14 protein-coding genes are annotated in these 12,162 nt (G+C 53.6%); 7 read left to right on the forward strand and 7 right to left on the reverse strand.

What is annotated here, in order from left to right; all coding sequences use genetic code 11:
- Together groEL and FZZ88_RS05305 are read left to right on the forward strand one after the other, a co-directional pair.
- Positions 1-1,082 (forward strand): chaperonin GroEL (groEL, locus tag FZZ88_RS05300; protein WP_230332839.1); only part of this gene is annotated, 1,082 nt, incomplete at its 5' end.
- Positions 1,083-1,304: 222 nt separating this feature from the next.
- Positions 1,305-1,661, forward strand: a complete 357-nt coding sequence (locus tag FZZ88_RS05305; RefSeq protein ID WP_166017826.1) for a hypothetical protein — start codon at positions 1,305-1,307, stop codon at positions 1,659-1,661.
- A 49-nt stretch (positions 1,662-1,710) separates the two neighbouring features.
- Here FZZ88_RS05305 and FZZ88_RS05310 read toward each other — a convergent pair whose 3' ends face one another.
- Entirely contained in the window at positions 1,711-3,120 is a 1,410-nt protein-coding gene (locus FZZ88_RS05310) for a hypothetical protein (protein ID WP_166017828.1), read from the reverse strand.
- Between the two features lie 167 nt (positions 3,121-3,287).
- Complete coding sequence (locus FZZ88_RS05315) at positions 3,288-4,448, reverse strand: hypothetical protein (RefSeq protein WP_166017829.1); 1,161 nt, start codon at positions 4,446-4,448, stop codon at positions 3,288-3,290.
- Between the two features lie 136 nt (positions 4,449-4,584).
- Here FZZ88_RS05315 and FZZ88_RS05320 point away from each other — a divergent pair, with 136 nt between their 5' ends.
- The gene (locus tag FZZ88_RS05320; RefSeq protein WP_166017831.1) at positions 4,585-5,697 is read left to right on the forward strand and encodes a hypothetical protein; all 1,113 of its coding nucleotides are present in this window, start codon (positions 4,585-4,587) and stop codon (positions 5,695-5,697) included.
- A gap of 12 nt (positions 5,698-5,709) precedes the next feature.
- Here the strand turns inward: FZZ88_RS05320 and secG are convergent, their stop codons facing one another.
- Complete coding sequence (gene secG / locus FZZ88_RS05325) at positions 5,710-5,940, reverse strand: preprotein translocase subunit SecG (RefSeq protein ID WP_115022383.1); 231 nt, start codon at positions 5,938-5,940, stop codon at positions 5,710-5,712.
- The gene (gene gpmI / locus FZZ88_RS05330; protein ID WP_166017833.1) at positions 5,940-7,577 is read right to left on the reverse strand and encodes a 2,3-bisphosphoglycerate-independent phosphoglycerate mutase; all 1,638 of its coding nucleotides are present in this window, start codon (positions 7,575-7,577) and stop codon (positions 5,940-5,942) included. The genes secG and gpmI overlap by 1 nt, the downstream gene beginning before the upstream one ends.
- A 108-nt stretch (positions 7,578-7,685) precedes the next feature.
- Here gpmI and pyrR point away from each other — a divergent pair, with 108 nt between their 5' ends.
- Positions 7,686-8,237, forward strand: coding sequence for a bifunctional pyr operon transcriptional regulator/uracil phosphoribosyltransferase PyrR (gene pyrR, locus FZZ88_RS05335; RefSeq protein ID WP_166017834.1), 552 nt, complete (start codon positions 7,686-7,688; stop codon positions 8,235-8,237).
- On the opposite strand, the gene FZZ88_RS05340 is transcribed toward pyrR, so the two are convergent.
- The 3 genes from FZZ88_RS05340 to FZZ88_RS05350 all read right to left on the reverse strand — a co-directional run bounded on the left by FZZ88_RS05340 (position 8,221) and on the right by FZZ88_RS05350 (position 10,966).
- Positions 8,221-8,442, reverse strand: a complete 222-nt coding sequence (locus FZZ88_RS05340; protein WP_166018089.1) for a ferredoxin-thioredoxin reductase variable chain — start codon at positions 8,440-8,442, stop codon at positions 8,221-8,223. The genes pyrR and FZZ88_RS05340 overlap by 17 nt on opposite strands.
- 30 nt (positions 8,443-8,472) lie before the next feature.
- On the reverse strand, positions 8,473-9,318 hold the full coding sequence (locus FZZ88_RS05345; RefSeq protein WP_166017836.1) for a hypothetical protein: 846 nt from the start codon (positions 9,316-9,318) through the stop codon (positions 8,473-8,475).
- Positions 9,319-9,391: 73 nt separating this feature from the next.
- On the reverse strand, positions 9,392-10,966 hold the full coding sequence (locus tag FZZ88_RS05350; protein WP_166017838.1) for an Hsp70 family protein: 1,575 nt from the start codon (positions 10,964-10,966) through the stop codon (positions 9,392-9,394).
- A 62-nt stretch (positions 10,967-11,028) separates the two neighbouring features.
- Here FZZ88_RS05350 and FZZ88_RS05355 point away from each other — a divergent pair, with 62 nt between their 5' ends.
- From FZZ88_RS05355 to FZZ88_RS05365, 3 genes are read left to right on the forward strand one after another with little or no spacing between them, the layout of a single operon-like run.
- Positions 11,029-11,313, forward strand: a complete 285-nt coding sequence (locus FZZ88_RS05355; RefSeq protein ID WP_115022373.1) for a hypothetical protein — start codon at positions 11,029-11,031, stop codon at positions 11,311-11,313.
- A 42-nt stretch (positions 11,314-11,355) separates the two neighbouring features.
- Positions 11,356-11,583: a DNA-directed RNA polymerase subunit omega gene (locus FZZ88_RS05360; RefSeq protein ID WP_025362489.1), complete on the forward strand. Its 228-nt coding sequence runs from the start codon at positions 11,356-11,358 to the stop codon at positions 11,581-11,583.
- Between the two features lie 10 nt (positions 11,584-11,593).
- Positions 11,594-11,965 (forward strand): DUF1818 family protein, encoded by a 372-nt coding sequence (locus tag FZZ88_RS05365; protein ID WP_166018091.1) that lies wholly within the window; start codon positions 11,594-11,596, stop codon positions 11,963-11,965.
- Positions 11,966-12,162 lie beyond the last annotated feature (197 nt).

Raw genomic sequence — 12,162 nt, forward strand, 5'->3', positions numbered from 1 at the left:
AGCTCGAGGTCACCGAGGGCATGCGTTTCGACAAGGGCTACATCTCCCCTTATTTCGCTACCGACACTGAGCGGATGGAAGCCGTTCTCGACGAGCCCTACATCCTGCTCACCGACAAGAAGATCGGCCTAGTACAGGATCTGGTGCCCGTTCTGGAGCAGATCGCCCGCACCGGCAAGCCTCTGCTGATCATTGCTGAGGACATCGAGAAGGAAGCTCTCGCCACCCTGGTGGTGAATCGTCTGCGGGGCGTGTTGAACGTTGCTGCTGTGAAGGCTCCTGGTTTCGGCGATCGCCGCAAGGCCATGTTGGAAGACATGGCTGTTCTGACCAACGGTCAGCTGATCACAGAGGACGCCGGCCTCAAGCTGGAGAACGCCAAGCTGGAGATGTTGGGCACTGCCCGCCGCATCACCATCAACAAAGACACCACCACCATCGTTGCCGAGGGCAACGAGGCGGCTGTCGGCGCCCGCTGCGAACAGATCAAGAAGCAGATGGACGAGACCGACTCCACCTATGACAAGGAGAAGCTGCAAGAACGTCTGGCCAAACTGGCCGGTGGCGTTGCTGTGGTGAAGGTGGGTGCGGCCACCGAAACCGAGATGAAGGACAAGAAACTCCGTCTCGAGGATGCCATCAACGCCACCAAGGCGGCTGTTGAGGAAGGCATTGTTCCTGGTGGTGGCACCACCCTGGCTCACCTGGCTCCGGCCCTGGAGCAGTGGGCTGCTACAAGCCTCTCCGGCGAGGAGCTGATTGGCGCCAACATCGTGGCGGCTGCTCTGACCGCTCCGCTGATGCGCATCGCTGAAAACGCAGGTGCCAACGGTGCGGTTGTGGCGGAAAACGTCAAGGCTCGCGCTGGTGCCGAGGGCTTCAACGCAGCCTCCGGCGAGTATGTCGACATGCTGGCTGCCGGCATCGTTGACCCCGCCAAGGTGACTCGCTCCGGTTTGCAGAATGCCGCATCGATTGCTGGCATGGTGCTGACCACCGAGTGCATCGTGGCTGATCTGCCCGAGAAGAAGGAAGCAGCTCCTGCCGGTGGCGGTATGGGCGGCGGCGACTTCGACTATTGATGTCGGCGCGGGTGGTCTTCCGACCACCCAATTCCTCAAATCCAAGTCATATCAAGAGGTCCTGCGGGGCCTCTTTTTTTGGCTTCCGCAATGGTCTTGTCAGGTCTAGATCTCTCAAGACATTTGGTTGTTGGGCTGCAGTGTCAGCTGCAGAACATGAATCAGTGGGGGTGCAGAAGTGCGCGGGGTAATGTATTGATTCGTCTGGTTCTGTCGGGATAAATGCCACAGCGCCCCGGTGCCTTTGCCGCTCAATTTGCTCCGGAGACGCTCCAGCGTTTCAAGGATCTCTGTCGACGCCAAGACAAGGCCTATTCCAAGGTATTGGAGCGTCTGGCGTTGTTGTATGTCGAAACGGATGGAGGAATTCTTTCTACAGCAGGGTCTGCGGCACCACCATCACAAGGCGTACAAAAAAGGCAAGTCCAAGTTGAATCGCTGCAAAATAAATTGTTAGAAGATCTTTTGAAGCGTGTTGAGATCCTCGAAAAGAAAGAAACGAAAATGTTGTATGAGATGGATCGTGTTTACAAGGAACTCGCTTTTTTTAAATCAGGCCTGAAAGCGCCAGGGCAATGAAATGAGCGAAAGCAATTAAAACTAAGCATTTTAATTGCTGGTTTTGTACTTAAGACTCCGTACTTTTTAGGTTCAACATATTTTTGATCATTTCGATCACAATCTGCACGTCTATACTGTAGCTAATCAAGCCAGTGCCTGAGTTTTCAAATCTCTTGCCTTTGGCAAACAAGTTGCCGACATCTTTGACGAGGGATTTATCGACTAATTTTACGGTAATGTTATTAATACCCATCGGGAAAACGCAATGCTTCTCGTTTGAGTGCAGGATTCCTGGCTTTTTACAAAACCTATGTGGAACCAGCTGGCCCGCACCAGCGTTCGCAACGAAAAAGTCAACAGAATGACATTGCTGGATTTTTTTTCGATAAGTTTTGCCTACAAGACTGACAACAGAGGCATTTTTAAAGGGCAATAATTTTTGCCGAATGGAATCGATAACCTCAAGATCTTGGCTGACAGGGGTTGCTTTGCTTCCCTGAATGGCACGATATTTAGTGTCTTCATATTGTGTAAATCCATCAATTACAAAAACAAATGAATTGAACCATGGTTTTAGCTGTTGTACGAGAGTTGGAAGAAAGTCTTCTTGCTCTACCCATATTCTTTTCTGTCCGGAAATGCCAAACCAAAGGGTTAGTTTTTTATTTCTCAGCGATATTTCTTTAAGTCTTTTGACAATTTGATTCCATTGATAATGAATCATTCCGCCACGCCGATTTTTAAGACTGTCTTTGTATACAATCTCCTCCATTTTCTCGGAATATTGATCAAGCTTCATTCCCAATTGATTGGATCCGATGACCAATGGGAACATCGAAAATGTATGATTATCTTCCTCCTTAGAAGAGGCTTTTCTGTTTAAGGATTTTGGGCTAAAAAATGAATTATTGCTAATAACAGGCTTTTTGGCTTTTAAATGCACCATCCATTTGAGTTGGTCGTAAAAGTGATGGTATGGCCTGATTTGATCAAGCAAATAGCCAGCGAATACAGCTTTTTCACTTCCGCATTGCTTTGAATTTTTCTTATTTTCTTTTTTGAGAACTCGCTGGAGAGGTTTTAAGATTGTGTCATCGCCAATTGAAGAATTGTGCTTTCCCGAGTATTTTTTCGAAAAAATGGCGTCTACAAAGGAAGTACATTGGCATAAGATCCAATGGTTTTTATTGCTTGAATCGCTAAAAAAAATAAAGTTACACATTCCCTGGCGTATGCTTTTGACCGGAAAAGTATCCAAAGATTCTATGAAAGGATGAGGCAAGCATGGTGACCCCTTTTGCCTGTCGATTGTATTGATTAGTTCGAGGATTGGTTCGGCTTGTCTATTCTCAATGGAATGAATAATTTTTATCCACAGTGAGCTGCGAACCTCTTGAGCAAGAGAACTTGGTAATTTTTCAGATGGAATATTGAAGTTATATTTAACCGACCTTTTGGCGCGAATATTTTTTTTCATGCCGCTGTGCTTCCGCTGATCCTTGATTATACATGCTTCCTATTCATTTTCTCGATGAAGAGTTTGCTGTTGGGCGGCGTATTTATTCATTAGGGCGATTCAATCTCAATTACTCTAGAGATATCCGACTTAATGGATGCCCAGCTCGAGCTTGATCGACTCGCGGATTAAAGCTTTGAAAGTTCTGTCCTCGCGCGTTCCAATAGTTTTCCTAACTTCAATCCTTGGGGCCGGTTCTCTTTGGCGACTTCCAAAAGTTCAACCTCCGTGGTTTTTGAAACGTTCCCTGACTGACTCAATTCGATGATGGCGTCAACGGTGTCGTTTGAGAGTTTTCGCTTGGACTCATTGGTCAAGGTCTGTAGGAGTGTATCTCCGATAAGGCATATGGATATGGTTTCCTCGTCGCGAATTTTTTGAACTTGTTCGGGCGAACTGACTTGTATTACTTTATGGCTGAGAGTTGAGAGCATTGTCAACTGTTCATTTGGGTCAAGGCATGCATTAATTGTTTGAAGATAAGCATCGTTTTCTTCATAAACTTTCTCGAGCTGTGGCTTAGCAAGCTTGCATTGCTGGGCCTCCAGCTGGGGTTGATTTTTAATTAATGCGTCTGAAATTCTTGTACTAATCCACGGGAATTTTCTGTAGTAAAGAGCGTTGATCGTGATCAGGATCTCAAGTTCTTTCCGGCTTAGGCTTCGATTGATAATCGCTCCAGCCATCTGGTCTGCGGGATAGAGTTCTTCAGCACCAATACATTTGAAAATTAATTGTGAGATGTCTCGTTTGTGCCGTGAGTAATTAATGATTGTATTGGAGATATTTGACTGAGTCATTAAATCAATGATTTCAGCAGCCTTTGCATGATGGGATGATATGAAATGTCTTGCTCGAAGGAATTGTTCTAGAGGCATGGAGTCTCCATGTCGCTTAACGCGTTGTTGGTATTCGGAAGAAAGCATCTCTTCAATCTCTCGTACTGCCAGAATGATGTGTATGTCAATATTGTTCTCCCACTTGCTTTTGTTTTGAATTAATTCTGGAATCAGCCAAAAAAGTGATTCCGAACTTAAAATAATTTTTGAATTATCTCCATTGTTTTTGGTGATTTCTAGCAATTCATCGCTCAAGCTCTCTTCGGAGTTGGGCTCCCAATTTCCAGACGTAATTTCCAGTCGAGATGCTCGATCCCGTAGCGATTGCTGAATGGGATAACTAATACCTTGCTCGGCTAAATCGTTTGAAGCGATAGCAAGGGATGACTGAATAGCGGAAGTACCGGTTTTGCCGTGGCCAATATGCAGGAAAAGCTTCGTTTTTTTCACCGCACTCCAGTTATCCCAATGACTTTAGCATTGGCTTTGACGTTGTCGTTTGCATTCTGTAGTGAAAATTCTAGGCATTGCGTTGAGCCGCTGTTTTGTTCTAATCTTTATTGAAATATGGGCTTCTGAGGTTTAAATGACGCGAAGGCTGGTCATTCATGTTGGAGCTCAGAAGTGTGCTTCTTCCTCTCTTCAAGCCTCTCTCCGGCTTGTTGCTCAGGCGTCGAAGGGTGGTCTTGGATTTTGCTTCTTAAATCCAGCGCAACTGCGCGATGCAGATCAAGCGCTAAAGATGAATCGCGATACTGCCTTTAAGTATGTCGATCATGTTATTTCCGCTCAATCGAGTTCCCAGGTTGTTATTAGTCATGAAATGCTGGGCAATCGTCCAGCCCTTGTGTGTTCGATGGCCAAACGGGCTTTAGAAAAACATTCCTTTGATCATGTTGTTATATCTGGATACTCTAGGCTGCAATCTAATTATCATGTATCTGCATTCTCTCAATGGTTTTTTAGAGATCGAAAGAAGCTTCTTGATGATTTGAAGGTTTTATCCAATCGTCATTTGAATTGGCGTCAATTTACGGCGCTTGAGCGTAGCCTCCTTGCTTTGTCTTTTGTTGGTAAAGACCGCAATTGGTATTCCAACTATCAACGTTTTTATGATGGGGTCAGGGAGCTCGGTGATTCTGTCAGTGTCGTGAGTTGTCATATCCCAACACGCTCCCATCCTTACTCATTGCTTGAGCATTTTTTGTCTTCGACAGGGATGTCCTTAGAGCTTGAAGATTTGGGATCCTTTGACGTGCGAAAGAATCTTTCCTTTCATCCGGTTTTGATTCATGGGATGTCTGAATATCTCAGCTCATTGCGGCCAGTGCAGCAGTCGTTTTTTCCGCTCCCCCATGAAGGGAATCGATGGCTCTTTCGTGTTTGCAAGCGTCTCTCTGGTGGAGAGGATGTAATGGCTGAATTTGATTCATTGTTTTCGCCTCGTCTTCAGCATTCTCTGATCGGTTATCTCGATTGCAGGGCATCATCGAGTAATAAGCAATATTGTGAATTGATGTCTGTTGATTTTAATTATTTTCAACCTTCTGATGAGGCTTCGCTTTTGTCGGAAGAAGAGTTGATGGCCCTTGCTGTAGATGCCGCTCAGAGTCGCAATTCAGAAGATATAGAGCGTTTCAATCGCAGGATTGAAAATGCATGTATGCAGAGTATGCGTGCAGAAATAGTGAGTTCCTGAGTGATGCTTGGTTTAGGTCAGCCAACCAGCACTCAGGATCACGGCCAAGGAAAGGAACAGTGCAAGACAGGTCCATGTCAACCGGTTCAACGTTGCTTCCGCGCTGCTGGCGCTGCTGAACATTGAGCTGCCGCTGGCAGCCAGTCCACCCATGCCATCACCTTTAGGGCTGTGCAGCAGCACCAGGACAATGAGAAGAATGCCGGTGCCGATCCAGCTCCAGGACAAAATTGAGGTCAGCATCAGACGGAAAGAGGCAAGCGAGCGGTCTTGGGTGTTGGGTCCATGTTGGACATGGGCGCAATCAGGCTGAGGCCGGTCATGGCCTCCGGTTGCGGCAGGTCGAGGATCTGAAGCAAGGTTGGTGCAATATCGGCCAGACCTCCGTTATCGCGGAGGGTGATCCCATTGCCATGGCCAGGCAGCTTGCGCCGTTCTCCCTCGATCAGGATCACGGGCACAGGATTGGTTGTGTGGGCTGTCCACGCCTGTCCATCCGGTCCCTCCATCAACTCTGCATTGCCGTGATCGGCCGTGATCAGCATGGTCCCGCCTTGACGCCCCACTGCATCCAACAAGCGGCCTATGCATCCATCAACCGTTTGAATGGCCTCCTTCGCGGCATCCATCACACCGGTATGCCCAACCATATCGGGGTTGGCGTAGTTGATCACAATCAGCGAATATTCAGCCTTTTTGATGGCAGCAACGCAGCTGTCGGTGAGTTGATCGGCAGACATCGCCGGTGAAAGGTCATAGGTGGCGACTCTTGGAGAGGGCACTAGGTGGCGATCTTCTCCATCCAAAGGTTGTTCGATCCCGCCGTTCATGAAGTAGGTGACGTGGGGATATTTCTCGGTCTCGGCTGTGCGGTACTGCTTAAGCCCCGCGTCAGCCACCACTTGGCCCAGCAGCTGGTCGAGAGGCTCCGGTGGGAAGACGACCTGGACGGGCAGATCCTGTTCGACCTGGGTGAAGGTCACCACGTCCAATGAGGGAACGCGGCTGCGCTCGAACGATTCAAAGTCTGCAAGGCAGAGCGCCTGCACGATCTGACGAGCGCGATCGGGGCGGAAGTTGAAGACCAGAACACTGTCGCCGTCCTTGATGACGCTGTTCTGCAGGCGCACTGGTTCGAGGAATTCATCGGTGATTCCCTCGGCATAACTGGCAGCCAGCACCTGATCAGGTTTACGGCTGTCAACGGCGATCTCCGGATCGGTGTAGAGGTTGTAAGCCTTTTCGGTGCGATCCCAGCGCTGGTCCCGGTCCATGGCCCAGTAACGGCCACAGAGGCTGGTGAGCTGGCCAACGCCGCATCTGCTTAGAGCTTCTTCCACCTGGCTGATGTAGTTCGGTGCGCTCTGGGTTGGTGTGTCGCGACCATCAGTGATGGCATGGACGGCGACATCGGAGAGGCCGCTATCGGCAGCCCACTGGATCAGTCCACAGAGGTGGTTCACATGGCTGTGGACACCGCCATCGGAGCAGAGGCCCAGCAGGTGCAGGGTCCCTCCCCGCTGTTGGACCCGTTCCACCAGCGCCTTGAGCACCGGTCTCGTACCCAGTTGATTGCTGCGCACGGTGTCGCTGATCCGCACCAACTCTTGGCGGATGATGCGCCCCGCACCGATGGTTAGGTGGCCTACCTCTGAATTGCCCATCTGCTGATCTGGCAGGCCAACGTGGGATCCGCTGGCTTCAATCAGAGTGTGCGGATACGCATGCCACAGGGCATCCATCACCGGTGTGCCGCTTTGTTGGATCGCGTTGTGCTCGCTTGCGTCCCGGTGGCCCCAGCCATCAAGAATGGCGAGGACAACAGGTGCCACTGTTCCGGAGCGACCTGAACCGTTGGTAGTGCTGTTCCCCACGTTCACCCGCGACCGACGGTTCTTAAGGACTTTTGCAGAATCAACCTAACGCTCCGTCAGCCCTCAGGCTGCAGTTTCACCCGATCCCCACACCGCTGCACTGCTTTATCACCCATGGCTGACCCTGACAGGATTGAAATTCTCTCGGAGCGCGAGCTTGGCTTCACCCTGACGCGCTTGGCGTCTCAGGTGCTGGAGAGTGCCGAAGACAGCCGCAGGCTCATGTTGCTGGGCATCCCAACACGAGGTGTTCAGCTGTCCAGGGTCCTGGCGGGTGAGTTGGAAAGGCTGACGGGTCACGCTATCTCTCAGGGTTCGATCGATCCCACATTCCATCGCGACGATCTGGAGCGCATCGGGACCCGTTTGCCACAGCTGACATCGCTGCCCAACAGCATTGAGGATCGTCTGGTGATCCTTGTGGACGACGTGATCTTCACTGGCCGGACGGTGCGTGCTGCGCTGGAAGCACTGCAGAGTTGGGGACGTCCGCAACGGGTGATGCTGCTCGCCATGGTTGATCGAGGCCATCGCGAACTGCCTATTCAGCCTGATTTCTGTGGGCGCGTCGTTCCGACTAGACGCAGCGAAAGCATCGAACTGCGCTTGCAGGATGTGGATGGCGAGGAGGGGGTGTTCCTAAGCCGCGTCAGCTCGCTGACTTGAGTTCGTCGGCCCGGAAGTGGGCTTTGTAGCGGCCGAAGGCAACGATCACTGGCAGCGTCGGGCTGATCACCCGTCCCTTCCAGTCGTTGAGGACGTTCACTACATCACCGCTCTGCCCTTTCATGTCAAAGGCCTGCCCCCGGTGTTCGGGATGGTTGAACACCACGACGGATGCCTCAACCGTCACCCTGTCGCCCGCCTGCATCGCACCTGAATCATCCACCGAACCATTTTGTCACGGGCTCGGAGATGCGCGTCGACAGAAACTTTCTGGTCCGTCTTCCTCGACGCGACCGCCGAGATGGATGCATCCTGAGGAAAAGGCCGTCCAAGGGTCCAGGCCTTGGCGCAATTGATCCTGGACGGCAGCATCTAGTGCCTCACCACTGATTACATCGGCATGCCCCGCTGGATGCTGTTGGTGCGCCTGGGCATCGTCGAGAGCCTGAATCGCACTCTCCACCCGTTCTCGGGTGGCATGGGCCTGCTGCTGCCACCAGGGATGGTCGAGTTTGTTGAGGCTGTCCAGGGCCTCCCACCAGCGTTCCTGCTGCACCAGTTGCACCAGCCGAAGCTGTTCCAGTTGATTGCGGTTCCAGATCTCCATCAGCGTTGCACTGAGTTGGCTGATCGAACTGCGGGACTGGCCTTTCAGTGGTTCCAGCAGGTCGAGCGCTTTCTGAAGTTCCCCCTGACGAAACAGGGCGACAGCCTGATCTTGCAGGGCCTGTCGCCAGCGTTTAAGGGTCTCGCGATCGACTTCAAGGTCGCCGTGGCCTGATGCGACCAGTTGTTGCTGCAGTGCTAAGGCGGCAATGGGGTCACCCTGTTCCCAAAGCTGTTCGGCATGCTTGCGGCGGCAGAGTGCCTGTTCTTTGGGTGCCCCATCGCCCAACCAGCGCAGGGCTGCCAGTTGCTCACTGGTGCGAATGCAGGCCTCGAAGTTGTTGGCGTTGAGCGCGCTCTGGAGCCGTTCAGGCAGTTGTTTTTCCCACCAGTAGGCGCCTGCTGCGATCGACAGAACCAGCCCCAGGGTTCCGAAACCCCAGAGCCGCAGCAGCAGATGGCGCGGTGCCGCCAAGAACGAATGAACAAAAGCTGAATCTGTTTTATGGATTGACAGCTGCTGTTCCAAGGGCCTGTGGACGGACGTCTTATCGGACAGTCCCCAGCATTGGGTGGCCCCACGCTTCTCCAGAGCGCAGATCCTTGAGCTCCAGCTGAAGCTGCGCTTCAGAATCAATGCTCCAGCGCAGCCTCAAGCAGTCTTCGCCCTTTTCGCCTTCCGGTTCCAGGGGCAGCACCAGAGCTTCGCCTGGCCAGGGCTGATGGAAGATCTCGCCTGCGGGCTGCTTTTGGAGGGTCGGCAATCCATCGATAAAGACCACGCTGTGGCTGCCCTGCGGGATTGGTTCCCCCAGCACAACCTCCAGGCTGTCTTGCCCTGTCTGGCTTGCGGCCAGCACAAGTTCTAGGGGAGCCGGACTCGGCCAAGGTTGTCCGGCCATGAACAGGGGATGCCAGCGGTGGCTGTTGCTGCGCTGATCCCAGAAGCGCAGGGAAACGCCGTGTTGAAGCACATCTCGAATGGCGACCCCTGGTGTGAGTCGCAGGGCGCCGAGGGCCACGGCTTCCACTGGTGGCGGGGTGAGCAAGCGTGCTGGTGCTGTGTTCTCGGTGAGCCACTGGCGCAGGAAAGGCAGTCGGGCGCCTCCTCCCACGGCTACGACGCCTTCCAAATCTTCCAGGCTGCAATTGTTGCGGCGACCACCGGCCAGACAGGCCTCCAGAAGTTGTTCGAGCGCGTCCCCGAATCCCCGCTCCAGCAGCAGGGTGTTGAGCTCGCTGCGTGACAGGCGGAGAACATGCTCCTGGTCATCCACGGCTAACTCCATCAGCTGCTCGCGTTCGGCCAGCGTGGTGTCGCTCAAACGGCATTTCAGGCGTTCGGCGGCGTTGAGCAGTGTGGAATTGGCGGGTTGACCCGGGCAACAGCGATCCACAATCCAGCGATCGATGTCGCGGCCGCCGAGACGCAGCCCTGCCTTGCCCAGAACCTTGGCTGTGCGAAGCATCTGGCGGCTGTTGTCCCCCAGGCTGCGTCCCCCCAGCCGCAGCAGTTGTGCGATTGGTGCTGCACGACCTTCGCCTCCTTCCAGCGCCACTAAAGCCAGATCGAGGGTGCTCCCCCCCAAGTCCACCACCAGCAGCGTGGATCCGGCCGGGAGCCCTGCACCCATGGCTGCTGCGGTGGGTTCATCCACCAGGGCAATTTCGGCCACCGGCAGCGCGGTGCAGGCCTGCAGCAACCAGCTGCGATAAGCCCTGTAGCACTCCACCGGGGCGGTGAGCACCAGCCGCTCAATTGCAAGGTCAGGGGGGAGCCGGCTCCAGATCTGCTCAAGCAGCTGTTCCCCTGCCCAGCGGGCTGCCTCCTGATCTGGGGAGTCGGCTTGACCGATGCGGCCCTTGAAGTCCCGATGCAGACGGATATCACTGGAGTCATTGAGCCCTGAATCGAGCACCTGCCGACCAATCAGGGGCCGTTGCGTCGCCTTCCAAACCAGGCTCGGGATTTCACCGGCCCGACTGCAAATGGCTGGCAGGTTCAGCAGATCGGCTGTGGCTGATGTCGAACCCTGATACGCCACCACCGTGGTGGTGCTGCCCAGATCGATGGCGAGTGTTCCGCCCCGCTGTGCTGAATGCTGAAGCTTTTCTTCGCCCACGCGATCTGTGACCGTGCTCGGGGCACGGTGAAGTCAGGATGAGACTAAGGGGACTGGAGGCGATGGATCGATTGCAGCAGCTGATCTTCTCCTTTTACCGCGAAGATCCTGAACTGCAGGACAGGCTGGAGCCGCTGCGGAGCTGTCGCATGCGTCGCAGCTGGGGCAGCATCCGCATCGAGTGCGTTGACGATGCTCACCTCGAGGAGCTGAGTGGTTTGGTGGTCTATCTGCGGTTGCCTCTGGCCGCTCTGGGTTTGGGGCGCCAGATCGTTTTGCGTGTACCGGGATCTCGACAGCGTGCTTATCCCATGCACGTGCCCTTTCACACTGATCAGCTGGCTTGAGGCGGTCACCAATTAGTGTGTGAATGTTTGCCTTAAAAGCCTGTGCTTTCGGCCGGAGTTGACTCCAAAGATCTCGCCAAGCGTGGCGAAAGCTTGATCCGTCAATCAAGCAACCGTTATCTGACGACCGTACGGATTGCTTTCCGGGCCAAACAGCGGCGATTCGACGACTTCGATGGCCTATTGGAGGAGTCCAGTGTCAAGCCGGTTCAGCGCGCAATTGTGGAATTGAGTGACGAGCAGGACCAGCCCGACCTGCTGCCTGGTTGATCGGCTGGGTGTGATTCAGCAGGAGGGAGCCGGTTGGCGTGTGTCTCGGGATCCCTCCCGCGGTCAGTACTGCGTTCTTGTTGGAGGAGAACGCTGGGCTTTTGAGTTGACCGAGTCGGAGTGGCGAGATCTGGTGGATCTTGTGATGACCCTGGAGCTGCAGCACCGGGGCCTGGTTGACCAGCTGATGCCTGAGGAAGAGATTGAGCTGGAGCTTGATCGCGGCGTCTGGTGGGGGTGCTTGAGCGGTGATCGCAATCAATGGGACTTGCGCATCCTGCTCACCCCGCTGGAGGGCCGTGCTGCTGAAGGGGAATGGACGGCCCCCGCGGCTGCGGCGGCGGTGGCTGCGATGAGAACTCTGTGGGACTCGCAGCATTGATTGGCGTGGCTAATCATTTTCGAGTCATTGATTTCCCCCGCCCTTTGTCGCGGGCTCTGCACAGTTTTTCCACAGGCGATGAGCTGTAAGCGCCGTTATGGAGGACTGCTGTGGAAATCCTCCGGTTTTTGTTGCTTTCGCTTGACGTTGGCGATGGGGTGCTTAGGCCCGGCTTCTCTGGTGCACTGGCCAGTGCA

The organism is Synechococcus sp. PH41509 (assembly GCF_020514285.1).
In the GTDB taxonomy this organism is placed as follows: Bacteria; Cyanobacteriota; Cyanobacteriia; order PCC-6307; family Cyanobiaceae; genus Parasynechococcus.